The sequence below is a fragment of the Sphaerisporangium siamense genome, assembly GCF_014205275.1.
Taxonomy (GTDB): domain Bacteria; phylum Actinomycetota; class Actinomycetes; order Streptosporangiales; family Streptosporangiaceae; genus Sphaerisporangium; species Sphaerisporangium siamense.
The window spans coordinates 7611979-7636270 of sequence record NZ_JACHND010000001.1 but is presented as its reverse complement, the minus strand read 5'-3'; the positions used below and the strand labels follow the sequence as shown (position 1 = coordinate 7636270).

General features: G+C 72.7%; 22 protein-coding genes. 16 read left to right on the top strand and 6 right to left on the bottom strand.

The annotated features are described in order from the left end of the window. Positions 1-62: 62 nt before the first annotated feature. From BJ982_RS34585 to truB, 4 genes are all read left to right on the top strand, one after another. Entirely contained in the window at positions 63-362 is a 300-nt protein-coding gene (locus BJ982_RS34585) for a DUF503 domain-containing protein (protein ID WP_184887138.1), read from the top strand. Positions 363-428: 66 nt separating this feature from the next. Continuing rightward, the gene (gene rbfA / locus BJ982_RS34580) at positions 429-917 is read left to right on the top strand and encodes a 30S ribosome-binding factor RbfA (RefSeq protein WP_184889760.1); all 489 of its coding nucleotides are present in this window, start codon (positions 429-431) and stop codon (positions 915-917) included. Further along, complete coding sequence (locus BJ982_RS34575) at positions 914-1933, top strand: DHH family phosphoesterase (protein ID WP_184887136.1); 1020 nt, start codon at positions 914-916, stop codon at positions 1931-1933. Before rbfA ends, BJ982_RS34575 begins: the two co-directional genes overlap by 4 nt. Beyond that, on the top strand, positions 1930-2823 hold the full coding sequence (truB, locus tag BJ982_RS34570) for a tRNA pseudouridine(55) synthase TruB (RefSeq protein WP_184887134.1): 894 nt from the start codon (positions 1930-1932) through the stop codon (positions 2821-2823). Before BJ982_RS34575 ends, truB begins: the two co-directional genes overlap by 4 nt. 86 nt (positions 2824-2909) lie before the next feature. Here truB and BJ982_RS34565 read toward each other — a convergent pair whose 3' ends face one another. After that, positions 2910-5432, bottom strand: coding sequence for a collagenase (locus BJ982_RS34565; protein ID WP_239123192.1), 2523 nt, complete (start codon positions 5430-5432; stop codon positions 2910-2912). A 290-nt stretch (positions 5433-5722) separates the two neighbouring features. On the opposite strand from BJ982_RS34565, the gene BJ982_RS34560 reads away from it, so the two are divergent. From BJ982_RS34560 to dapB, 6 genes are all read left to right on the top strand, one after another. Beyond that, positions 5723-6679 (top strand): LysR family transcriptional regulator, encoded by a 957-nt coding sequence (locus BJ982_RS34560; protein ID WP_184887131.1) that lies wholly within the window; start codon positions 5723-5725, stop codon positions 6677-6679. A gap of 163 nt (positions 6680-6842) precedes the next feature. Continuing rightward, positions 6843-7793 (top strand): bifunctional riboflavin kinase/FAD synthetase, encoded by a 951-nt coding sequence (locus BJ982_RS34555; RefSeq protein WP_184887128.1) that lies wholly within the window; start codon positions 6843-6845, stop codon positions 7791-7793. Between the two features lie 172 nt (positions 7794-7965). Next, positions 7966-8235 (top strand): 30S ribosomal protein S15, encoded by a 270-nt coding sequence (gene rpsO / locus BJ982_RS34550; protein WP_184887126.1) that lies wholly within the window; start codon positions 7966-7968, stop codon positions 8233-8235. A 442-nt stretch (positions 8236-8677) separates the two neighbouring features. Beyond that, positions 8678-11002, top strand: coding sequence for a polyribonucleotide nucleotidyltransferase (locus BJ982_RS34545; protein ID WP_184887124.1), 2325 nt, complete (start codon positions 8678-8680; stop codon positions 11000-11002). After that, positions 10999-12309, top strand: coding sequence for a M16 family metallopeptidase (locus BJ982_RS34540; protein ID WP_184887122.1), 1311 nt, complete (start codon positions 10999-11001; stop codon positions 12307-12309). The genes BJ982_RS34545 and BJ982_RS34540 overlap by 4 nt, the downstream gene beginning before the upstream one ends. Positions 12310-12373: 64 nt before the next feature. Continuing rightward, positions 12374-13111 carry a 4-hydroxy-tetrahydrodipicolinate reductase gene (dapB, locus tag BJ982_RS34535; RefSeq protein ID WP_184887120.1) on the top strand — a complete coding sequence of 246 codons (738 nt, stop codon included), beginning with the start codon at positions 12374-12376 and terminating at the stop codon, positions 13109-13111. Between the two features lie 13 nt (positions 13112-13124). On the opposite strand, the gene BJ982_RS34530 is transcribed toward dapB, so the two are convergent. From BJ982_RS34530 to BJ982_RS34515, 4 genes are all read right to left on the bottom strand, one after another. Then, positions 13125-14000 (bottom strand): 1,4-dihydroxy-2-naphthoate polyprenyltransferase, encoded by an 876-nt coding sequence (locus tag BJ982_RS34530; protein WP_184887118.1) that lies wholly within the window; start codon positions 13998-14000, stop codon positions 13125-13127. Positions 14001-14122: 122 nt separating this feature from the next. Continuing rightward, positions 14123-14698 (bottom strand): GNAT family N-acetyltransferase, encoded by a 576-nt coding sequence (locus tag BJ982_RS34525; protein ID WP_184887116.1) that lies wholly within the window; start codon positions 14696-14698, stop codon positions 14123-14125. Positions 14699-14767: 69 nt separating this feature from the next. Beyond that, positions 14768-15313: a CGNR zinc finger domain-containing protein gene (locus BJ982_RS34520; protein ID WP_184887114.1), complete on the bottom strand. Its 546-nt coding sequence runs from the start codon at positions 15311-15313 to the stop codon at positions 14768-14770. A gap of 38 nt (positions 15314-15351) precedes the next feature. Further along, positions 15352-16770, bottom strand: coding sequence for an aminotransferase-like domain-containing protein (locus BJ982_RS34515; protein WP_184887112.1), 1419 nt, complete (start codon positions 16768-16770; stop codon positions 15352-15354). A gap of 235 nt (positions 16771-17005) precedes the next feature. Here BJ982_RS34515 and BJ982_RS34510 point away from each other — a divergent pair, with 235 nt between their 5' ends. After that, the gene (locus tag BJ982_RS34510) at positions 17006-17851 is read left to right on the top strand and encodes a DMT family transporter (RefSeq protein ID WP_239123197.1); all 846 of its coding nucleotides are present in this window, start codon (positions 17006-17008) and stop codon (positions 17849-17851) included. A 95-nt stretch (positions 17852-17946) separates the two neighbouring features. On the opposite strand, the gene BJ982_RS34505 is transcribed toward BJ982_RS34510, so the two are convergent. Beyond that, positions 17947-18687 carry a GntR family transcriptional regulator gene (locus BJ982_RS34505; protein WP_184887108.1) on the bottom strand — a complete coding sequence of 247 codons (741 nt, stop codon included), beginning with the start codon at positions 18685-18687 and terminating at the stop codon, positions 17947-17949. A 448-nt stretch (positions 18688-19135) separates the two neighbouring features. Here BJ982_RS34505 and dapA point away from each other — a divergent pair, with 448 nt between their 5' ends. From dapA to BJ982_RS34480, 5 genes are all read left to right on the top strand, one after another. Next, complete coding sequence (gene dapA / locus BJ982_RS34500) at positions 19136-20050, top strand: 4-hydroxy-tetrahydrodipicolinate synthase (RefSeq protein ID WP_184887106.1); 915 nt, start codon at positions 19136-19138, stop codon at positions 20048-20050. Between the two features lie 211 nt (positions 20051-20261). Beyond that, entirely contained in the window at positions 20262-21947 is a 1686-nt protein-coding gene (locus BJ982_RS34495) for a ribonuclease J (RefSeq protein ID WP_184887104.1), read from the top strand. Positions 21948-21996: 49 nt separating this feature from the next. Beyond that, the gene (locus BJ982_RS34490; RefSeq protein ID WP_184887102.1) at positions 21997-22599 is read left to right on the top strand and encodes a DUF402 domain-containing protein; all 603 of its coding nucleotides are present in this window, start codon (positions 21997-21999) and stop codon (positions 22597-22599) included. Positions 22600-22664: 65 nt separating this feature from the next. After that, positions 22665-23432 carry an NAD-dependent epimerase/dehydratase family protein gene (locus BJ982_RS34485; RefSeq protein ID WP_184887100.1) on the top strand — a complete coding sequence of 256 codons (768 nt, stop codon included), beginning with the start codon at positions 22665-22667 and terminating at the stop codon, positions 23430-23432. A gap of 62 nt (positions 23433-23494) precedes the next feature. Beyond that, a complete protein-coding gene (locus tag BJ982_RS34480) occupies positions 23495-24277 on the top strand; it encodes an IclR family transcriptional regulator (protein ID WP_184887098.1) in 783 nt (260 codons plus the stop codon). The last annotated feature ends 15 nt before the right edge of the window (positions 24278-24292 follow it).

The following is a 24292-nucleotide window of genomic DNA, read 5'->3' as shown; positions in this document are numbered from 1 at the left end:
CCCTCCGGGGCCTCCGCGAACGCCCACGCCGTGCCCTCGCCCCCGGATACGCGGCGCCGGCCATGTACATAGGTGCTCTGACATTGGACATCCTGCTCGGCGACGTCCATTCGCTGAAGCAGAAGCGCTCCGTGGTGCGCCCGCTCATCGCCGAGGTGCTCCGCAGGTTCCCCGCGGTCGCGGTGGCCGAGACCGGTCACCTGGACCTGCATCGCCGTAGCGAGATCGGCGTTGCCGTGGTGTCCGCGACCGCCTCCAACTGCGACGAGGTGTTGCGGGCGTGTGAGCGGCTGGTGGCGTTCCACCCGGAGATCGAGTTGCTGTCGGCCAGACATCGGCTCTTCAACGAGGACGAAGATTAGGGCCCGCGGGAAGTCCCTGTTCCCGCGGGCCGTTAAGCGAGTAAGCGAGCAAAGAGGGGGAGCGCGATCGTGGACGCAGCACGCGCCCGTAAACTTGCGGACCGCATTCAGCAGGTCGTCGCCGAGATGCTGGAGCGGCGGATCAAGGATCCCCGCCTGGGTTTCGTGACGGTGACCGACACCCGCATCACCCCCGACCTCCGCGACGCGACGGTCTACTACACCGTCTTCGGCTCGGAGGCCGAGCGGGCCGACACCGCCGCCGCCCTCGAGAGCGCCAAGGGCATCATCCGCTCGGAGGTCGGCCGCCAGACCGGCGTGCGGCACACTCCGACGCTGACCTTCAGCCACGACCCCCTGCCCGACAGCGCCCGCCACCTGGACGAGCTGCTCGCCGAGGCGCGCGCCCGGGACGAGGAGATCGCCAAGAAGGCCGAGGGCGCGGTGCACGCCGGCGAGGCCGACCCGTACCGCAGGCCGGACGAGGATCTGGAGGACGGCGACGACCTCGGCGTGGAGGAGCCGTCCGAGAGGGCGAGGCGTTCCGCGCTGTGATCACCGGCACTGCACCTGGCACGCCCGCCGTGCGCGAGGCGGACTGGCGGCGGGCCCGCGAGCTGATCCGGGGAGCCGAGGAGGTCGCGCTGGCCTGCCACGTCTGCCCGGACGGCGACGCGCTCGGCTCGATGCTCGGCCTGGGCCTGGCCCTGCGGCGCGAGGGCACGCGGGTGTCGGCCTCGTTCGGCGACCGCCGGTTCGAGGTCCCGCGCCTGCTGCGCTACCTGCCCGGCCAGGACCTCCTGACCGAGCCGGAGGACTACCCCGCCGAGCCCGACCTCATGATCACCTTCGACACCCCCACCGTGGACCGTCTGGGCCTGCTCGCGCCGAACGCCGGCAAGGCCCAGGAGCTGATCGTGATCGACCACCACCCCTCCAACACCGGCTTCGGCACCGTCCCGCTGGTCGACCCCGCGGCGGCGTCCACCTCCATGCTGGTGGAGGAGCTGCTCGGCAGGCTCGGCTGCCCTCTCGACCGCGACATCGCCACCTGCCTCTACACCGGCCTGGTCACCGACACCGGCTCCTTCCGGCACTCCTGCACCACTCCGGCCGCGCACCGCATGGCGGCCCGGCTGGTGGAGGCGGGCCTGCGCACCGACGAGATCGCCCGCGAGCTGTGGGACCGTTCCCCGTTCGCCTACCTCAAGGTGCTCGCCGCGGCCCTGGAGCGGGCCACGCTGGACCAGGAGGCCGCGGGCGGGCACGGCATGGTGTGGACGTACGTGCGCCGCGACGACCGGGCCGCGTACTGCCTGCCGTACGCCGAGTGCGAGGGCATCATCGACGTGATCCGCCGCACCGACGAGCCGGACGTCGCGGTCGTGCTCAAGGAGGACGACGAGGGGGCCTGGCAGGTCTCCACCCGCTCCAAGGGCATGGTGGACGTCGGCCGCGCCTGCACGCTGCTGGGCGGCGGCGGCCACGTCCGGGCGGCCGGGTTCACCTCGCACGACTCTCCGGAGCGGACCATCGCGCGGCTGCGCGCCCTGCTCGGGCCCGCGGCGTGACCCGGCCGAGGCCGCCCGCGCCGCCGAGCGGGCTGATCATCGTGGACAAGCCGTCCGGGTGGACGTCGCACGATGTCGTGGGCAAGCTGCGCCGGCTGGCGGGCACGCGCCGGGTCGGCCACGCGGGCACGCTGGACCCGATGGCCACCGGCGTGCTGGTCGTCGGCGTCGAGAAGGCGACCCGCCTTCTCGGGCACCTCGCGCTGACCGAGAAGGGGTACGACGCGACGATCCGCCTCGGGGTCACCACGAACACCGACGACGCCGAGGGCGAGGTCCTGTCCGAGACCTCGGCGGCGCAGGTGTCCGACGAGGCGCTGCACGCGGGGGTGGCCGCGCTCACCGGCCCCATCTCGCAGGTCCCGCCGCAGGTCAGCGCCATCAAGGTGAACGGCGAGCGCGCCTACAAGCGCGTCAGGGACGGCGAGGAGGTCGAGCTGGCCGCCCGCCCGGTCACCGTCCACGCCTTCGAGGTCACCGCCGTGCGCCGCGAGGGGACGGCCGTCGAGGTGGACGCCTCGGTGCGCTGCTCCAGCGGCACCTACATCCGCTCGCTGGCCCGCGACCTCGGGCGGGCGCTCGGCGTCGGCGGCCATCTGACCCGCCTGCGCCGGACCCGCGTCGGCCCCTACGACCTGTCGATGGCCCGCACCATCGAGCAGCTCGCGGGCGACTGCGCGATCCTGCCCATGGCCGAGGCGGTGGCGGCGGCCTTTCCGCGGATGGACGTCTCGGCGGACCAGGCCCGGCTGATCGGCCACGGCGGCCGCCTGCCCGCGGCCGGTCTCGGCGGCGGCCCGATCGGCGTGTTCGGCCCGGACGGCGACCTGCTGGCCCTGGTGGAGGAGCACGGCCGGACGGTGAAGGCTCTGGCCGTCTTCGTCCCATGACCTGACCCGGCGCACGCGAAGCCGGGCCGGACCCTGAGGCCCGGCCCGGCGATCCCCCGCCTCGGACGGCGCGGGGGAGGAGCGGATCAGTACTCGACGCGGATCGCGGCCCCGGAGAAGCCCTGGGTCGCGTACAGGCTGATGTAGTTGTATCCGGCGGGCGGGTTGGCGATGGTCAGCGTCTCGGCGTTGCCCGTGCCCGTGGAGCGCTGGCTGTAGGCCGTGGTGGTGGCCCAGGACGAGCGGCTGTAGTAGAGGTCGGCGTTGCCGGTGCCGCCAGAGGAGGTGATGACCAGCCGCTGCGTGCCCGCCGGGACGTTCAGGTAGAAGTACTTGTAGTTCCCGGTCGTGGCCGAGAGGCTGCTCCGCCGGCAGTTACGGCCGAGCTCGTCGGTCCGCGTGGCCGTGCACTCGGGGAACTGCGAGCCCCCGGAGGTCACGGTGACCTGCTGGCTGGTGGTGGCCGAGGTCCCGCCGTCGTCGGTGACGGTGAGCTGGACGGTGTAGGTGCCGGCCGCGGCGTAGGTCCGCGTGGGGGTGGCCGCGGTGGAGGTGCCGCCGTCCCCGAAGTTCCACTGGCGCGTGGCGATGGCGCCGTCGGAGTCGGTGGAGGCGTCGGTGAAGGTGGCCGTGAGCCCGTTGGTGGTGTAGGTGAACCGGGCGACCGGGGCCTGGTTGCCGGTGCCGCCGCCCGCGCAGGAGCCGGCCGCGCAGGCCGCGAGCCAGGTCTGCCAGTCGCTGTCGTACCGGCTGCCGATGGTGGAGGTCAGGTAGGACCGCGCGGCGTTCCAGTTGCCCGCGCGGTAGTAGCCGAGGACGGTGGACAGCTCGGAGGGGTGCCGTTCGACCATGTACCGGACGGCGAGGTACCCCCAGCGGTAGATGCGTGTGGTGTCGTGCGAGTAGGTGGTGTCCCACAGCGTGCTGAGCGCGTACGTCCGCTTCGCGGCCTCGGTGATGGCCGCGTCGTAGGTCACCTTGCGGTAGGAGTACGACACGTACTCGGCGAAGCCTTCGATCCACCAGATGGTCGGGGTGGTGATGCCGGCGGTGAAGTCGCCGTACATGTTGAAGCGGCCGTCGAGGTAGTGGGTGTACTCGTGGTTGAGGTTCCAGATCTCGAAGGTGGGACGCACCCATTCCGCCTCGTAGGCGATGAAGCGGGGCTGATTACCGGACGCCGACGGGTCGCCCTCCAGGTACATGCCGCCGTTGTTGGTGTCGATGCCGAACATCGCCCCGGCGTAGGTCTGGTAGTCGGTGCTGGAGTCGAAGATGCAGACCTCGATCGTGGTGTTGTTGTCGTTGGCGACCGGACGCCCGCCGTCATTGACCAGTCCGTGGAAGTAGGCGTCCTGGCTGGTCAGGCTCTTGCAGCTGTCGGCGAGCTGCGCGGCGGTCATGTCCTGGGCGCGGAACTTGATGCTGGGGCTACAGGTGTAGGTGGTCTTCAGCACGGCCGCCGCGAGCCTGTTCTGCAGGTCGCAGACGTCGTAGTAGGCGCAGTTGGCCTTGTCGTAGGCGTCGGCCATCTCGGCCACGCCGACCCACAGCGCCGCGTACGGCCCGGTGATGGCGCTGCGGCCGAGCAGGTCCTTGGCCATCGGCCGCACGGTGGCCTGCATCGCGGTGTGCTGGAGGAACCGGCCGAGCTCGCGCCCCGCGTTGGAGGTCAGGTAGGCGTTGTCGGTGCCGAGCAGGTCCAGGTGGTTGACCGCGAACGAGCGCAGCGTGTTCAGCACCGTCGGGTCGGACTGCACCTTGGTCACGAACGCGGGCACGTAGTGGCCGCGGAACAGCACCGTGTAGACGTTGTTGACCGCGTTGAGCATCCACCAGTACGCGTTGTACGAGCTGTTGTAGCCGTTCAGCACGCGGGTGACGACGTTCAGGTAGCGGTCGTTCTCCTGGGCGCTGTCGATGAGCGTGATCGCCTCGGCGAGCACCTCGCCGTTGGCGTCGCTGACCGTGAAGGCCCGGGAGGCGGCGAAGAAGGTGTCCAGGGCGGACTGGATCGCGGTCTTCAGCCCCTGCCCGTAGGTGCCGACCGTGGCGGGGTCGTACCACTGGACGTAGTACCCGGCCCGCAGGTACAGCACGAGCTGGGCCAGGCCGGTGCTGTTGTCGCCGGGGTGGTTGACCGCGCCGTCGCGCAGCGCGTACGCGACCGTGGTCATCTGCGCCTCACGGAACGCGTAGTAGGCGTCGGTGCCGCTGAGCGAGAACAGCGTGTTGACGCAGTCGGTCGTCGAGGACTTGATCTGCTGGACCAGCGCGCTGCCGGAGCGGCTGGTGAAGTCGCTCGCCGAGCAGGCCGCGGCGGCCGTGGCGGCGCTCTTGCGGGCCGAGGACGGCCTGGGATGCTCAGGCGCGGCGGCGGGCTCGTCGGGGGCGCGGCGCAGGGCGTCCTTGGCGGCGCCGACCGGTGGCCGGTCCTTGACCGCGAGGGGGGTCTTCCTGACGTGTCCGGCGTCCTTGCCCGCCACGGCGGCGGGGGACGGCCTGGCCGCCGCGGACGCCGGGGCGGCGGGCTGGACGGCGAGGCCGAGGGCCAGGACGAGGGGGACGGCCAGCAGCCTGGGCACACGCCAGGCATGGGTGAGCGTCACGTACAACCTCCGGGGGGTATGCGGACATCAGGCGCGAGGTTGCGCAGGAAACGGGGGGTGGGCTCGTGCCGCCCATGCGGTGGGCGGGGAACCGGGCGGTTCCGGGGGCTCAGGCCCGGAGACCGGATGTCGTGCAGTGCCCGGAGTCTGGCCCCAAAACCGCGCGGGGCGTCATAGAACCGCTCATAGATTCCGGCTATGGCCGCGTCCGGTCCGAGGCGAAGGCGTTGCCGGTCCGTGTCCAACAAAGGTCCCCAAAAACCCAAATAATTCGCCCATAATCAGGATTTATGGACCTTGAGATCCGGCATCTCCGCATGATCTGCGCCCTCGCGGAGACGGGCAGCGTGACCCGGGCCGCCGCCCGGCTCGGGCTGTCCCAGCCGGCCATCACCAGCCGTCTGCACCACCTGGAGAACCTCGTCGGCGCCACGCTGTTCGTCCGCAGCCGCTCCGGCGTCGAGCCGACGCCCCTCGGCAGCCAGGTGGTGGCCCGCGCCAGGATCGTCCTGGCCGAGGTGGACGCGCTGCTCGGCGACCTGCGCGTGCCCCGCGGCCCCGACGGCGTGCTGCGCCTGGGGTCGGTGCACGTGGCGTGCGTGGCGAGCATCGTCGGGCGGGTGTCGGAGGCACTGCCCGGGCGCGAGGTGTCCCTGCGCATCGAGCCGTCGGCCGCGTTGCTGGCCGAGGCGTTGTCGCGCGGCCACCTGGACGCGGCGCTGATCGGCGTCATCGAGGGGTTCGACATCACGCTGGTGGCCCCGGTGGTGAGCCGCACCCTGGTTCCCCGGTACCCGATCTTCGTGGCGCTGTCGGCCGCGCACCCGCTGGCCGCCCAGGAGGAGATCAGCCTCGCCGACCTCAGGGAGGAGGCGTGGATCAGCCCGCCGGGCGCCGACGACGGGTCGCTCGCCGCGCTGCGGGCCTCCTGCCGCGCCGCCGGGTACGAGCCCCGCGTGCTCTACGACGCCCCCAGCGGCGCGGCGCGCCCGCTGGTCGCCGAAGGCCACGGCGTGCGGCTGGTCGACCCCTCCTGGCCGGTCCCGTCCGGCGTGTCGGTGCGGCCCCTGGCCGGGGAGCCGCAGGTCGCCCGGCTCGTGGTGGCCTGGCGGCGCGACCGCCTGAGCGCCGCGTGCGCGAGCGCCCTCTACCGGGGCCTGGCCGACGCCTACGGCGACCACGTGGACGGCAACCCCGCCTTCAGCCGGTGGTGGCGCACCCATCCCGAGGTGCACCCGCTCACCTGACGCGCGGAGAAGCCGCCCGCGGGCCGCGCCAGGAACGGGACCGGAGCGGGGTCGTGCTCGCCACGGCGCCCCGCTGGGCTACTCTCGACCCCGTGGAGAAAACCACCCCGCACGGCAGGCGTGGTGAACGGGCACGATCATCGGCACAGGAACGAGGTCTGAGGTGCAGGGCTGGCACGGACTCCAAGACGTGCCCGGAGACTGGGGCAGATCCGTCGTCACGATCGGGGTGTTCGACGGTGTGCACCGGGGGCATCAGCGCATGGTCCGGCGTGCCGTGGCCCTGGCGGAGCACCTGGGGCTCCCCTCCGTGGTCATCACGTTCGACCCCCATCCGGACGAGGTGGTGAGGCCGGGCAGCCATCCGCCCCGCCTCACGACGGCGCGTCACCGCACGGAACTGCTCGGCGATCTCGGTGTGGACGCCGTGTGCGTGCTGCCGTTCACGCTGGAGTTCTCCCGCATGACCCCCGACGAGTTCGTCCAGGCGATCCTGGTCGACCGGCTGCGCGCCGCGGGCGTGGTCGTCGGGGAGAACTTCCGGTTCGGGCACAAGGCCGTGGGCGACGTCGAGACGCTGCGCCAGCTCGGCGAGAAGTACGACTTCGTCGCCGAGGGCGTCCCTCTGGTGAGCAACGGCGAGGCCATCTCCTCCAGCCTGATCCGGCGGTGGCTGGCCGACGGCGAGGTCGGGGCCGCCGCCGAGGCCCTCGGCCGCCCGCACCGTGTGGAGGGCGTGGTCGTGCGCGGGCACCAGCGGGGCAGGGCCCTGCTCGGGTTCCCGACAGCCAACGTCGAGTCGCCCCCGTTCACCGCGATCCCCGCCGACGGCGTCTACGCGGGCTGGCTGGAGTGCACCCAGTCGCCCTCGCCGTACGAGGGGCAGCGCTGGCCGGCGGCGATCTCCATCGGCACCAACCCGACCTTCGAGGGCGTCGAACGCACCGTCGAGGCCTACGCCCTCGACCGCGACGACCTCGATCTGTACGGGGTCCACGTCGTGGTCGACTTCGCCGTGCGGCTGCGCGACACCGTGAAGTTCGACTCCATCGAGGCGCTGATCGAGCAGATGCGCCGTGACGTGGACGAGGCCCGCCGCCTGCTCTCAGGCTGATCCCGGCGCGCGGCGAGCGCGGCGGTGCCGTCACGGTGGTAGCCTGACGTGTCGGCTCGGTTTCGGCGCGATGCGCGCTGCCCGCCGGCCGCTCACGGCGACTGTAGGCGCACACGGTCGTTCGTCGGCATTCCGATTGTCGCGTGCGCCCGTAGAAGATCTAAGGAGAGCCTTGTCGCTCGACACCGCCGCCAAGAAGGAGATCATCGCCGAGTACGGTACCGGCGATGGTGACACCGGGTCGCCCGAGGTCCAGATCGCGCTGCTGAGCAAGCGCATCAGCGAGCTCACCGAGCACCTCAAGACCCACAAGCACGACCACCACAGCCGCCGCGGGCTGCTGCTGCTCGTCGGCCGCCGCCGCCGGCTGCTGAAGTACCTCGCGAGCAAGGACATCACGCGGTACCGCACCCTGATCGAGCGGCTCGGCCTGCGCCGATAATGTGGAAGGGAGCGGCTGCGCGCCGCTCCCTCTCTCATACCAGGGCAAAGGCCACCCTGATAGGGGGGAACGCGGTGGGCGCGTCGCAGCGCGACCCGCCCCCGACTCCACACACTGGCCTGACGTGATAAACAACTGAACAGCCGACAAAGTGCCCCGCGTCCGCACAGCACTGCACACGCGCGTCCCCGTGACGCCTGCGGGCCGGTCCTCGGTAGTGGCTTCCGGATGTCACGCGGCGCGACGCCGCGCGACCCGGGTGCTTCGATCGAAGACCGGCGCTGCACATGACGGGGAGCGGGCAGTACCGAAATCACGGAGAGACCCGGGCAGGAGCGAGCCGACCGCGAAGACGCCCGGTCGGCCGGCGAGTGCCCTTGAGCGCGCGAGACAGCACGCGACACAGCACGGACGCGGGCGGCCGACCAAGAGGAGGTCCCCCGTGGAGGGTGTCCACAGCACGGAAGCCGTGATCGACAACGGCTCGTTCGGCACGCGTACCGTCCGGTTCGAGACCGGGCGCCTCGCGCGCCAGGCGGCGGGAAGCGCCGTCGTGTACCTCGATGACGACACGATGGTCCTGTCCGCCACCACCGCGTCCAAGAATCCCAAGGAAGGCTTGGACTTCTTCCCGCTCACCGTCGACGTCGAGGAGCGGATGTACGCCGCGGGCCGCATCCCCGGCTCGTTCTTCCGGCGTGAGGGCCGTCCCTCCGAGGACGCCATCCTCACCTGCCGCCTGATCGACCGTCCGCTGCGCCCGTCCTTCGTCAAGGGCCTGCGCAACGAGGTCCAGGTCGTGGCCACGGTGATGGCCCTCAACCCCGAGCACCTGTACGACGTGGTCGCGATCAACGCGGCCAGCCTGTCCACGCAGCTCGCGGGTCTGCCCTTCTCCGGCCCGATCGGCGGCGTCCGCGTCGCGCTGATCAACGGCCAGTGGGTGGGGTTCCCGACCCACGCCGAGCTGGAGGGCGCCACCTTCGACATGGTCGTCGCCGGCCGCGTGCTGGAGGACGGCGATGTCGCGATCATGATGGTCGAGGCCGAGTCCACCCGTGACACGCTGCGGCTCGTCGCCGAGGGCTCGGTCGCGCCGACCGAGGAGACCGTCGCCGAGGGCCTTGAGGCGGCCAAGCCGTTCATCAAGGTGCTGGTCGAGGCCCAGAGCCAGATCGCCGAGGTCGCCGCCAAGGAGACCGCCCAGTACCCGGTCTTCCTGGACTACCAGGAGGACGCCTACGAGGCCGTCTCCGGCGCGGTGAAGAGCGAGCTGGCCTCGGCGCTGACCATCGCCGGCAAGAAGGAGCGCGAGACCGAGCTCGACCGCGTCAAGGCCCTGGCGCTGGAGAAGCTCGGCGCGGACTTCGAGGGCCGCGAGAAGGAGATCTCCGCCGCGTTCCGCACGCTGACCAAGAAGCTCATGCGCGAGCGCGTGATCAACGAGGGCGTGCGCATCGACGGCCGGGGCACCAAGGACATCCGCCAGCTCAGCGCCGAGGTCCACGTGGTCCCGAGGGTCCACGGCTCGGCCCTGTTCGAGCGCGGCGAGACCCAGATCCTGGGCATCACCACGCTGAACATGCTGCGCATGGAGCAGATGATCGACACGCTCAACCCCGAGCGCACCAAGCGGTACATGCACAACTACAACTTCCCGCCCTACTCCACCGGTGAGACCGGCCGGGTGGGCTCGCCCAAGCGCCGCGAGATCGGCCACGGCGCGCTCGCCGAGCGGGCGCTGCTGCCGGTGCTGCCGACCCGCGAGGAGTTCCCGTACGCCATCCGCCAGGTGTCGGAGGCTCTCGGCTCCAACGGCTCGACCAGCATGGGCTCGGTCTGCGCCTCCACCATGGCGCTGCTGGACGCGGGCGTCCCGCTGAAGGACATGGTGGCGGGCATCGCGATGGGCCTCATCGGCGAGAACGGCACCTACGTGACGCTCACCGACATCCTCGGCGCCGAGGACGCCATGGGCGACATGGACTTCAAGGTCGCCGGCACCCGTGACCTGATCACCGCGCTCCAGCTCGACACCAAGCTGGACGGCATCCCGGCCGAGGTCCTGGCCGGGGCGCTGAAGCAGGCCAGGGCCGCGCGCCTGGCGATCCTCTCGGTCATGCAGGAGGCCATCGACTCCCCGGCCGAGATGAACCCGACCGCGCCGCGCATCATCACGATCAAGGTCCCGGTCGACAAGATCGGCGAGGTCATCGGCCCCAAGGGCAAGATGATCAACCAGATCCAGGACGACACCGGCGCCGAGATCACGATCGAGGACGACGGCACGATCTACATCGGCGCCACCGACGGTCCGTCGGCGGAGGCCGCGCGCAGCACGATCAACTCGATCGCCAACCCGCACATGCCGGAGGTCGGCGAGCGCTACCTGGGCACGGTCGTCAAGATCGCCGCGTTCGGCGCGTTCGTCAGCCTGCTGCCCGGCAAGGACGGCCTGCTGCACGTCTCGCAGATCCGCAAGCTGCACGGCGGCAAGCGCATCGAGAACGTCGAGGACGTCATGAACGTCGGCGACAAGATCCAGGTGGAGATCGCCGAGATCGACTCGCGCGGCAAGCTGTCCCTGGTGCCCGTCGAGGTCATCGAGAAGGAGGCCGCGGCCAAGGCCGAGGGCGCCTCCGGCGACGGCGACGGCGCGGGCCGCTCCGAGCCCGAGTTCCGCGAGCCGTCCGCGCCCCGCGAGGAGCGGGCCGAGCGGCCGCGGCGCACCCGCACCCGGGGCGGACGGGACGACCGCAACTCGTGACGACCACGACTCTGCACCCCGGCAGGGACGGCGCCGGGGTCGTGCGGCGCACCGTACTCCCCGGCGGTCTCCGGGTGGTGACCGAGACCATGCCGACCGTCCGCTCCGTGGCGGTCGGCATGTGGGTCGGCATCGGATCCCGCGACGAGGCCCCCGAGCACACGGGGGCCACCCACTTCCTCGAACACCTGCTGTTCAAGGGCACTCCGACCCGTGACGCCCTCGAGATCTCCGCGGCGATCGAGGGCATCGGCGGCGAGATCAACGCCTTCACCGCCAAGGAGTACACCTGCTACTACGCGCGGGTGCTCGACGAGGACCTCCCCCTGGCCATCGACGTCCTCGCCGACGTCGTGACCTCCTCCCTGATCACCGAGGACGACGTCGAGTCCGAGCGCGGGGTGATCCTCGAAGAGATCGCCATGCACGACGACGACCCGTCGGACGCCGTGCACGAGGCGTTCTCGGCCGAGCTGTACGGCGACGTCCCGCTCGGCCGGCCGATCCTCGGCTCGGTCGAGTCGATCAACACGCTCTCGCGCGAGCGCATCGCCGAGTACTACCGGCGCTACTACCTGCCCCCGTACACCGTGGTGTCGGTGTGCGGGAACGTCTCCCACGAGCGGGTGGTGGAGCTGGTGGCCGCGGCCTACGAGCGCGCCGGCGCGCTCGGCGGCACGGCCGAGCCGGTCCTCCCGCGCGTGGCGGGGCCGGGGGCCGGGCCGCGCCCGGGGGTGCGGCTGGTCGACCGGTCCACCGAGCAGGCCAACCTGGTCCTCGGCACCACCGCGCTGTCGCGCACCGACGACCGGCGCTTCGCGCTCGGCGTGCTCAACGCCGCGCTCGGCGGCGGCATGTCCTCGCGCCTGTTCCAGGAGATCCGCGAGAAGCGCGGCCTGGCCTACTCGGCGTACAGCTACACCACCCAGTACTCCGACACCGGCCAGTTCGGCGTCTACGTCGGATGCCTCCCCGGCAAGATCGACGACGTGCTGAAGATCTGCCGTGAGGAGATCTCCCGCGTGGTCGCCGAGAGCATCACCGAGGAGGAGATCGCCCGCGGCAAGGGCCAGATGCGCGGCGGGCTCGTCCTCGGCCTGGAGGACACCGGCTCGCGCATGTCGCGCATCGGCAAGAGCGAGCTCGTCTACGACACCCTCATGTCGGTGGACGAGGTGCTGGCCCGCATCGAGGCCGTCACCCCCGAGGAGATCGCGGCCGTCGGGCGCGAGATCCTCTCCCAGCCGCTCACGCTCGCCGTGATCGGCCCCTACGGCGACAAGGACTTCGGCGCCTTCATCGCCTGACGTCAGCGGGCGGCGGCCCGGGCGCTCTCCGGAGAGCCCGGGCTTGCCGCTACGCTTGGGCGTCGTGATCAGGGTTGGAGTTCTGGGCGCCCGCGGGCGCGTCGGTGTCGAAGTCTGCAAGGCCGTCCACGCGGCCGAGGACATGGAGCTCGTCGCGGCGGTGGACGCCGGCGACCCCATCGAGTCGCTGGCCGCGGCCGAGGTGGTGGTCGACTTCACCCACCCCGACGTGGTCATGGACAACCTGAAATGGTGCATCGAGCACGGCGTGCACCCCGTGGTGGGCACGACCGGCTTCGACGCGGGCCGCCTGCAGGCCGTGCGCGGCTGGCTGGCGGACAACCCCGGCGTCAACGCCCTCATCGCCCCCAACTTCGGCATCGCCGCGGTGCTGATGATGCACTTCGCCCAGCAGGCGGCGCGCTACTTCGAGTCGGTCGAGATCGTCGAGCTGCACCACCCGGGCAAGGCGGACGCCCCCTCGGGCACGGCGCGGCGCACCGCCGAGCTGGTCGCCGAGGCGCGGCGCAAGGCGGGCCTCGGCGCGATGCCGGACGCCACCAGCTCCGAGCTGCCCGGCGCGCGCGGCGCCGACGTCGAAGGGGTCCACGTGCACGGGGTGCGCCTGGCGGGCCTGATCGCCCACCAGGAGGTGCTGCTCGGCGGCGACGGCGAGATCCTCACGATCCGCCACGACACGATGAACCGCTCCTCGTTCACGCCCGGCGTGCTGCTCGGCGTGCGCCGCGTGCGCGAGCTGCCCGGCCTCACCGTCGGCCTGGAGCACCTGCTGGACCTGTGACCGGCCCCGGCCGTCAGAGGGCGAAGGCGAGGCCGAGCGTGAACAGCACACCGAAGGCCAGCTGAAGGCGGCCGGTCCGCTGCAACGTGTCGATCAGCGCGCGGCCCTGGCCGCCGTCCTTCACCGTCCTCGCGGGCACCAGCGCCAGCGGCAGCGCGAGGACGGTGAGCGCCGCGAACGGCCGCGCCCACGCCAGGGCCAGCGCCACCAGGAACGGCGTCAGCACGCAGACGACGTAGAGCACGCGGGTGCGGGCGTCGCCGAGCACGACCGCCAGCGTGCGCTTGCCCGCGGGCGCGTCGGTGACGATGTCGCGCAGGTTGTTCACCACCAGCAGCGCGCAGGCCAGCAGCCCGACCGGCACGGCCGCCGCCACCGCGAGCCAGGGCAGCCGCTCCATCTGGACGTAGGTCGTGCCGGCCACGGCCACCAGGCCGAAGAACACGAACACCGAGATCTCGCCGAGCGCGCGGTAGCCGTAGGGACGCGAGCCCCCGGTGTAGAACCAGGCGGCGGCGATCGCCAGCGCGCCGACGGCCAGCAGCCACCAGGCCCCGGTGGCCACCACCAGGACCAGGCCCGCGACGGCCGCGGCCAGGAAGCAGCCGAGCGCGGCCAGCAGCACCGACCGGGGCGAGGCGACCCGCGACCCGACCAGCCTGAGCGGGCCGACGCGCGCCTCGTCGGTGCCCCGCACGCCGTCGCTGTAGTCGTTGGCGTAGTTCACGCCGATCTGGAGGATCAGCGAGACCAGCAGGGCCAGCAGGGCGCGCCACCAGACCGCCGCGCCGTAGGACACCGCCACGCCCGTGCCCACGACGACGGGGACCACCGCCGCGGGAAGGGTGCGGGGCCGTGCCCCGGCGAGCCACTGTGCGGGTGTCGCCACCGTCGTCCCTCCGATCGGATCCGTGGCCGGGCACGGGACGCCCGGCCTCCGGCGGGAATTCGCCTGTGCAGGGTATTTCATGGCCGTCCCGTGACCCGCCGCCGGGGGCCGCCCCGCCGGGGTCAGCTGATGTCCGTGGCCAGGCGGAGCATGCGCACCGGGCGGCCCATGTCGAGCACCCGCTCGGCCTCGTCCGGCGCCCACCCCGCCGAGGACAGGAAGCCGAGCCGGGCCTGGTCGTCGGCGAAGACCCAGGTGACGACGGAGGCGAAGCCGTCCTCGCGCAGATGGTCGACGGTGGCGTTCAGCAGGCGGCTGCCGTGTCCCAGGCGCGTGTGGTCGGGGTCGACGAGCAGCGTGAGCAGCTCGGCCGTGACGGCGGGGTCGAGGTCGGGATCCTCGGCGGGGGCGTGCGAGGCCAGCCCGACCACGCGCGCGGCTCCGCCGCCCTCGGCCAGGGCGGTGAGCGGATCGTCGCTCTCGACCGCGACCAGGACGCGGTGGCGCGGCGTGGGCGGCGCCACGACGGCCTCCTCCCACTGACGGCTCCACAGCTCCTCGGCGGCCGGCCCGGTCATCTGCTCCAAGGGCTCGTCGGGCAGGACCCCGCGGTACCCCGACCTCCACGCCCTGATCTGGGTGGCCGTCACCGCCGGGACGTCCTCGCGCCGCGCGGCCCGTACCCCCACGTCCGCCATACCGGCAGCCCCCTTTCCTCTGCCCCACACCGTATCCGGGACGGCGGTGCGGCGGAGAACCGCGTCGATCTACCGGGAGCCCGCCGGGGACGGGGAGTCCTGGCGGCGGCGGGCGCGGTAGGCGCGGGTCTTGGTGCGGTTGCCGCACACGCGCATCGAGCACCACGAGCGGGAGCGGTTCTTGGAGGAGTCGAGGAACGCCCACTGGCAGGTGGCGTCGGCGCACACCTTCAGGCGGGGCCAGGAGCCGTCGGCGTGCGCGCGCAGGACGGCCGCCGCGACGAGCCCGAGCCCCCGCGCGGCGCCCTCACCGACCGGCTCGGGCGTGGGGACGCCGCCGGGCAGCCCGACCCGCAGGGGGAAGGCGGCGAGCGCGGACTCCAGCCGCGCGAGGGCGGGCGCGGCGTCCGCGCCGGGGCGCAGCGCGGCGCGCAGGCCCTCGCGCAGGCCGACGGCCAGGGCCAGATCGTCGTCCACGGCGCGGTCGGCCTCGCCGATCAGCCGGTGTTCGCGCAGCCAGAGGGCGAGCTCGGCCGGGGAGGCCAGCTCGTCGGTGTCGCTCTCGACGTCGTAGGTGTTGACGAAGTCGCGGAGCAGTTCCGCCGGCGCGTCCATGACACCACTGTACGGCAGTAGAGGGTTTCGCTCGGTGGTCATCCGCGGCGCCCGCCCATGAGGGAGTCCAGCGCGGCGCCCAGGCGGCGCACCCCTTCGGTCAGCTCGGCGACGTGCGCCGCGGCGATGTGCGTGACCCGGACGCAGGGCCCCGGGGGCTCGGCGGGGTGGTAGATCGCGCCCGGGCTCACCAGCACCCCGGCGCGCTGCGCGCCCTCGACCAGCGCGGTCTCGTCGGTCTCGTCCGGGAGCCGCACCCACAGGTGCAGGCCGCCGTGCGGCGCCGGACGGACGGCGGCGGCGGGCAGGTGGCGGGCCAGGGCCGCCGACAGCGCCGCGCCGCGCGCCTCGATCTGCGCCGACACGTTCGCCAGGTGACGGCGCCACCCGGGCGAACCCAGGAACTCCAGTGCGGTCTCCTGCAAGGGGCGGGCCACGAAGAACGACTCGACGAGCTGGGAGGCCCGCAGCCGCCGCGCCGCCGGTCCCCGGGCGATCACCGCGGCCACGCGCAGGCTCGGCGCGGTGACCTTGGTCAGCGAGTTGACGTGGACCACGGTCCCGTGCGCGTCCAGGGTGACCAGCGAGGGCGGGACGGGCGAGGTGGCGAGGTAGCGGGCGTAGTCGTCCTCGACGACGAACGCGCCCGCGGCCCGGGCGACCGCGAGGATCTGTTCCCTGCGCGCCGCCGGCAGCACGGCGCCGGTGGGGTTGTGCAGGGTGGGCTGGCAGTAGAAGACCCGTGCGCCGGTGACGGCGAACGCCTCGGCCAGCAGCTCGGGGCGCACTCCCTCGTGGTCCATGGGGACGGCCACCGTCCGCAGCCCGGCGGCGCGCGCGGCGGCCAGCGCGCCCGGGTAGGTCGGCGTCTCCACGAGCAGCGCGCCGCCCGGGGCCGCGAGCGCGCGGAAGGCGTGGGTCAGCGCGGCCTGGCCGCCGCTGGTGATCAGGACGTCCGCCTGGGTGACCCCGCCGCCGACCTCGGTGGCGAACCAGCGGCGCAGCTCGGCAAGGCCGTTCAGCGGCGGGAGCGCCCAGGCGTCGGGGCGGCGCACCGCGCGCGCGGCGGCCGCGGCGAGCGCGGCGGACGGGCGCAGGCCCGCGTGCAGGTATCCGCCGGTGAGCGGGATGATCCCCTCGGGCGGCGGCGTGAGCAGGCCGCTGACGGCCGTGTCGTCCACGGACCTGTCGCCCAGGGACACCGTCTGCCAGGACAGGTCGGCGGCGTCACCTGCCGTGACGGAGGGGCGGGGCGCGACGAACGCGCCGACGCCGGGCCGGGTGACCACCCGTCCCTCGGCGGCGAGCGAGGCCAGCGCCCGCGAGACGGTTACCGGGCTGACCCCATGCCGCCGGGTCAGCTCCCGGCTGGACGGCAGCCGCCCGCCGGGCCCGAGCTGGTCGGCCTCCCGCCGCAGCTCGGCCGCCAACCGGGCGATACTGCTATCGTCGGACATGAAGAACAACGATAGCGCTACCGCTCATTGGGCAGTATCGCCCCCCGGTCACGCCACCGCCGCGGGACCACCGGTCGACTCGCCGGATGACCCGGGCACTGCCACGGGAGCGCCGGTCTCCCCGCCGGGCGATGCGGGCGGTGCCGGCCCGCGACGCCGCCCCGCCGCCGAGGGGGGCGATCGCACGTCGCCGCGCGCCGTGCGGGAGCCTGCCGGGGCCGCGTGGCGGGGGACCGTGTCGGCCGGGCTCGGGGTGATCGCGTTCTCCGGGAGCTTTCCGGCCACCGAGTTCGCGATGCGCGGTTTCGACCCCTACCTCGTCGCCATCGGCAGGGCCGCCGTCGCCGCGCTCATCGCGGCGGTGTGCCTGGTCGCGGCCAGGGCGCCGCTGCTGCCTCCCCGGGCGCGGCTCGGGTCGTACGCGGTCATCGCGGCCGGGGTGGTGTTCGGGTTCCCGCTGTTCAGCGGGCTCGCGCTGGACGCGGGGGCGAGCGTGTCGCACGCCGCCGTGGTGATCGGCCTGCTGCCCGCGGCGACCGCGCTGTTCGCCGTGCTGCGGGCGGGGGAGCGACCGCGCGCGCTGTTCTGGGCCGCCTGCGCGGGCGGCGCCGTGTCGGTGACCGTCTTCACGCTGAGCCGGGGCGGCGGTCGCCTGGCAGGCGCCGACCTGCTGCTGGTGGCGGCCCTGCTGTGCGCGGCGGCCGGGTACACCGAGGGCGGCAGGCTGGCCCGGCACGCCCCCGGCTGGCAGGTGATCTCGCACGCGCTCGTGCTGGCCGCGCCGATCACGGTGCCGGTCACGGCCGTGCTCGCGGCGGTCATGCCCGCGAACCCGTCGGGGGAGGCGGTCGCGGGGTTCGCCTACGTGGCGCTGGTGTCGATGTTCCTCGGGTTCATCCCCTGGTACGCCGGGCTCGCCAGGGGCGGCATCGCCCGCGCGGGGCAGACCCAGTTGCTGCAGCCGCTGATGTCCGTGCTGTGGGCGTGGCTGCTGCTGGAGGAGCCTCTGGAGGTCGCCACGGTGGCCGGGGCCCTCGCCGTGCTGGTGTGCGTCGCCGTGACACAGCGTGCGCGGTCCTGAGCGCCACGCTGAGCGCCTCAGGGATTCCGGCCATGCCCGAATGCGCGGCGACCCGTGCGAGCCGGTCAGAACGGATCACGCGCGCCGCCGGGGGGTCAGGCGCCGAGGGGGACGGAGTAGACGAGGCGGAAACGGTCGCCCGGGACGACGACGTCGCTGGTCTCGACCGGGCGGTCGCCCGCCCAATGGGTGCGCTCGACGTGCAGGACGTGCACCCCGGTGGGAATGTCGAGCAGGTCGCTCTCGGTGGGCTGAGGCACGCGGGTGTGGACGCTCTCGCGGATGTCGGTGATCTTGACTCCGGCGGCGGACATGCGGGCCAGGAGGCCCTTGCGGCCGTTGGTGCCCTCTTCCGCGACCGCCTGTCCTTTACCCAGCTCGGCGGGCTCGTAGGAGGTGGCGAGCTGCATGGGCCTGCCCTCGGCGCGGAAGACGTAGCGCGTGCGGATGACGGGGGCGGCGGGCTGGAGGCGCAGGCGCCGGGCGATCTCGCGGTCGGCCTTGACGGGCTCGCTGCGCCAGTCCCATGTGGCGCGGTGGCCGCCGAGCTGCATGTCGGCGGCGAACGGCGCGTCGTGGTCGATGTGGCGGGAGCGCTGGAGGGGGTACAGCACGGACTTCTCGCGGACATAGTGGCCGGAGCCGACCCTGCCGATGATCAGGCCCTCGGCCGCGAGCACCCGGAGGGCATGCCTGGCGGCGGTCTCGCCGACGCGGAAACGCTGGGTGAGCTGCGCGCGCGAAGGGATCGGCGCCCCGGGCGGCAGGGTGCCGTCGACTATCTGGGCCCGCAACTCTTCCACAACACGGAGGTACACCGGATCGTTGCCAGTCATCCGACCATCCCTGGGGCGTTCGAGATCGTTTTCTTATCTTGCCGTAATCATGAGACAACGGGGAGTAACGGCCCGGATTTGGAGCGCCAACTTTACCAAATGTGGTTCTGTGGTGACCGTGAGTGGCGGTGTCGCGGACGGACGCGGGGGCGGGAGGCGTGACCTGCGCCGGTGGGCGTGGTGATCGCCGCAGGCGCGGCGGCCGTCGGCGGGCGGGTGGCCGGAGCGATCGGAAAATTCTCCGCAGAGGCGTGTAACACCCCCGTAAGCCCCGTCGATAACACGACAGAGGTCGTCGATGTGTGTACCCCCGAGCACATATCGGCGGCCTCTATCCATGTCCCGGCATCTTTTGGCAAAGCCCTACACATCCCACCGAACACTCCTGGCATGGAGAACCGGGGTGGCGGGGTCCACCGGCCCGCCGGATCCGGGTACCGTTCCCTCTATGGCATCGCCAACAGGAACCTCCGACGCGCCTTTCGGCCGCATGCTGACCGCCATGGTCACCCCCTTCACCCCCGACGGCGCCCTGGACGCCGAAGGCGTTCAGCGGCTGGCGACCTACCTCGTCGACGAGCAGCACAACGACGGCCTGGTCGTCAGCGGCACGACCGGAGAGTCCCCGACCACCACCGACGCGGAGAAAGAGCAGATCATCCGCCTCGTCGTGGAGGCCGTCGGCGACCGCGCGACGGTCGTGGCCGGTGCCGGCACCAACGACACCCATCACTCGATCGAGCTGGCGAAGGCCGCCGAGCGCGCGGGCGCGCACGGCCTGCTCGCGGTGACGCCGTACTACAACAAGCCCCCGCAGGAGGGCCTGTACCAGCACTTCACCGCCGTCGCCGACGCGACCGGCCTCCCGGTGATGCTGTACGACATCCCTGGCCGCACGGCCACGCCGATCTCCAGCCAGACGCTGACGCGCCTCGCCGTCCACCCGCGCATCGTCGCCGTCAAGGACGCCAAGGGCGATCTGTTCGCCGGCGCCCAGGTCATGGCCGCCACGGGCCTGACGTTCTACTCGGGCGACGACGCCGTGAACCTGCCCTGGCTGTCGGTCGGCGCGGCCGGCTTCGTCAGCGTGGTGGGGCACGTCGTGGGCGCGGAGCTCGCCGAGATGATCCGCCGGTACCGTTCCGGCGACGTCGACGGCGCGCGCGACATCAACCGGCGGCTCCTGCCGGTCGTGGCGGGCATCATGACCCGCACCCAGGGCGTTATCACGACGAAGGCGGCGCTCGCCCTGCTCGGCAGGGACGGGGGGCCCGTGCGCCTGCCGCTGGTGAACGCCACCGCCGACGAGATCGCGGCCCTCAGGGAGGACCTCGTCGCGGGCGGCGTCAAGCTCCCCGGCTGACGCCCCGCGCCCTCGGGCGACGCGTCGCGACCGCCGCGCGTCCCGCCGGCGGCGCGCGGACGGGCAGGATCGCAACAGGCCGCGCACCGGTGCGGTGGGGAGGAACAAAGGGTTTGAAACACGGATATAACGAATACGGTCCGCAGGACGCCGGACGGCTCGGCGAGGGAGTCGTGCGCGGGCGGCGGGCCGGTACGGACGGGGGTAGAGCATGAGTCATCCGCATCCCGAGCTTGGACCGCCCCCGCCGCTTCCGGCGGGCGGCCTGCGCATAGTCGCGCTGGGCGGGCTCGGCGAGATCGGCCGCAACATGGCGGTCTTCGAGTACGACGGCCGCCTGCTGGTGGTCGACTGCGGCGTGCTGTTCCCCGAACCCGACCAACCGGGCGTGGACCTCATCCTGCCCGACTTCGAGTACATCAGGGACCGGCTCGACGACATCGAGGCCGTCGTGCTGACCCACGCCCACGAGGACCACATCGGCGCCGTGCCGTACCTGCTGCGGGAGCGCGCCGACATCCCGCTGGTCGGCTCGCGCCTCACCCTCGGGCTGATCGAGAGCAAGCTCACCGAGCACCGCATCCAGCCGGTCAAGGTGGAGGTCGCCGAGGGTACGCGGCGGCGGTTCGGGCCGTTCGAGTGCGAGTTCTTCGCGGTCAACCACTCGATCCCCGACGCCCTGGCCGTCGCGCTCCGCACCCCCGCCGGCATCGTGCTGCACACCGGCGACTTCAAGATGGACCAGCTCCCGCTGGACGGCAGGCTGACCGACCTCGGCGGGTTCGCCCGGCTCGGCGCCGAGGGCGTCGACCTGCTGATGTCGGACTCCACCAACTCCGAGGTCCCCGGGTTCGTGCCGAGCGAGCGCACCATCAGCCCGGTGATCGACGAGGTGTTCCGCAGCGCGGCCAAGCGCATCATCGTCGCCTGCTTCGCCTCGCACGTCCACCGGGTGCAGCAGATCTTCGACGCCGCCGAGGAGAACGGCCGCAAGGTCGCGCTGATCGGCCGTTCGATGGTCCGCAACATGGGCGTGGCCCGCGAGCTCGGCTACCTGCGCGTGCCGCCGGGCCTGCTGGTCGACTCCCGCGAGATCGAGGAGTGGCCGCCGGAGGACGTCGTGCTCATCTGCACGGGGTCGCAGGGCGAGCCGATGGCCGCGCTGTCGCGCATGGCCAACCGCGACCATCCGATCCGGGTGGCGGAGGGCGACACCGTCGTGCTGGCGTCCTCGCTGGTGCCGGGCAACGAGACCGCCGTCAACAAGGTCATCAACGGGCTCACCCGCTGGGGCGCCCGCGTGATCCACAAGGGCAACGCGACCGTGCACGTCTCCGGCCACGCCGCCGCGGGCGAGCTGCTGTACGTCCTCAACCTGACCAAGCCGTCCAACTTCATGCCGGTGCACGGCGAGTGGCGCCACATGCGCGCCCACGCCAAGCTGGCCGCGCTGACCGGCGTCCCCGACGACCACATCGTCATCGCCGAGGACGGCGTGGTGGTCGACCTGGTGGACGGCAGGGCGCGTGTCACCGGCGCGGTGCAGTGCGGCTACGTCTACGTCGACGGCTCCTCGGTCGGCGCCGTCACCGACGTCGCGCTGAAGGACCGGCGCATCCTCGGGGACGAGGGGTTCATCTCGGTGGTCGTGGTGGTCGACTCGACGACGGGCAAGGTCACCGGCGGGCCGGAGATCTACGCGCGTGGGTCGGGCATCGAGATCGAGGCGTTCGACTCGGTGATCCCGCTGATCGAGTCCGCGCTGGAGGACACCGCGGCCGACGGCGTCGCCGACCTGCAGCAGATGCGCCGCGTGACGCGCCGCATCGTGGGGCGCTGGGTGAGCGACACCTACCGCCGCCGGCCCATGATTATTCCGGTGGTCGTGGAGGTCTGACGCGGCGTAGGTTTCACGTGCCCCCGAACCGCGCACGAGGAGCCGCCGCATGCCCGAGAACCTCCGGACCACCGACACGCCCGCCGGCGGGGGAGACCCCGCCGGTCTCGCCGGTTCGCCGGTGTACGCCTCCGCCGCCGCGGACGGCGTCACCGGCACCGCCGCGAAGGTCGTCTTCACCAAGTACGACGGCTCGCTCCACTGGCACCACGACGCGTGGCGGCTGGGGGAGGACGAGCACGGCGTCTGGCTCGGCTGCCCGCCGGGCACGCCCGCCGCGCGGGGCTCGGAGCCTCCGGTCGTGTGGGAGCACGCGTTCGTCATGCTGTTCCCCCGGGACGCCTGGTGGACCGCGACGTTCAACTCCCATGCCTGGAAGTGCGCGATCTACTGCGACATCACGACCGTCCCCCGCTGGGACGGCGACCGGGTGACCATGGCCGACCTCGACCTGGACGTCCTGCTCATGCACGACGGCCGGCTGTTCGTGGACGACGAGGACGAGTTCCTGGAACACCAGGTGCGCTACGGCTACCCCGAGGACATCGTGGCCGGGGCGCGGCGCTCGGCCGACCGGCTGATGGCCGCGATCGGCCGGCGCGAGGCCCCGTTCGAGGGCGCCCACGAGCGCTGGCTCGCCGAGGTGCTGTGACCGTGTACCCCTTAAGGGGTCGCGGGGAGCCGTCAGCGCGCGAAGATCGCGCTATAAATCTGGGCATGGCGACAAGAGTTCTCGTTACCGGCGCGGCCGGTCGTATCGGCAGATGCCTGGCCGAGGGGCTGCCGGCGTACGGGCACGCGCTGCGGCTCCTCGACCGGGTCCCGATCGAGGACGGCCCGCACGAGACGGTGACGGGCGACGTCACCGACCCGGCGGTGCTGGCGCGGGCCATGGAGGGGGCCGGCGCCGTGGTCCACCTGGCCGGCATCCCCTCCACCGCGGCCTCCCACGAGGACCTGCTCACCGCCAACATCGAGGGCACCTACCGCGTCTTCGAGGCCGCGCGGCTGGCCGGGGCCGAGCGGGTGGTGTTCGCGAGCAGCAACCACGCGGTGGGCTTCACCCCGCGCGCGGACCTGGTGCCCGCCGACACCCCGATCGCCCCGGATTCCCACTACGGGGTCAGCAAGGCGTACGGCGAGGCGCTCGGCCGCTACTACGCCGACCGGTACGGCATGCGCGTGGCCTCGCTGCGCATCGGCACGTTCGCGCCGCGCCCTCCGCTGCCGCGCGCCCTGTCCACCTGGCTCAGCCCGGCCGACGCGGTGCGGCTCGTGCACGCCTGCCTCATCGCGCCCGATCTGACCTACGCGGCGGTCTGGGGCGTGTCGGCCAACACCCGCAACTGGTGGGACCTGTCCGCGGGACGCGCGCTCGGATACGAGCCGCGGGACGACGCCGAGGCGTACGCCGGGGACCTGCCCGAGCTGGACCCCGGCGACCCGGAGTACGCCTGGCTCGGCGGCCGGGTCGTCGAGAGCTGAGCGTGCGCGGCGGGACGCCCGTGGTGACAATGGACGGGAACGGCGCGGCGAGGAGGGCCTGCATGACCGAGCGCGAGACCTCTGTGCCGCACGTCAAGTCCGCCGTGCGCACCGTCGAGCTGCTCGACTTCTTCGCGCGCAATCCGGGCCTGCACAACCTGCCGGACCTTCAGGTGCGGCTCGGCTACCCCAAGAGCAGCCTCCACGCGCTGCTGCGTACCCTCGCGGACCTGGGCTGGATCGAGACCGACGTCACCGGCACCCTGTACCGCGCCGGCCTGCGCGCGCTGCTGGTCGGCGCCACCTACATCGACGGCGACCCGGTGGTCCAGCTCGCCCGCGACGCGCTCGACTGGCTCGCCGAGGCCACCGGCGAGACCGTCCACCTGGGCCGGCTGGACCGCTCCGACGTCGTCTACCTCGCCACCCGGGCCTCCCGCCACTCCCTGCGGCCCTTCACCCGGATCGGCGCCAGGCTGCCCGCCAGCACCACCTCGCTCGGCAAGGCGATCCTCGCCGCGCGCGAGGAGGGGGAGGTCGCGCGCCTGCTGCCCGCCGAGCTTCCCCGCCCGACCCGGCACGCCATCGCCGACCGGGACAGGCTCGCGGCCGACCTGCGGCGGATCCGCAGGCGGGGGTACGCGGTGGACCGCGAGGAGAGCGTCGAGGGCCTGCGCTGCTTCGGCGTGGCACTGGACGTCGCGCGGCCGCCCCGCGACGCGGTGAGCGTGTCGGTGCCCGTGCCCCGGCTGACCACGGGCAGGGACAAGGAGATCGCCGCCTGCCTGCTGGAGGCGCGCGACCGCATCGAGCTGGCCGCCCGCGGAGCCGTGCGCGCGCGCTGAGCGGGCAGCTCCCGG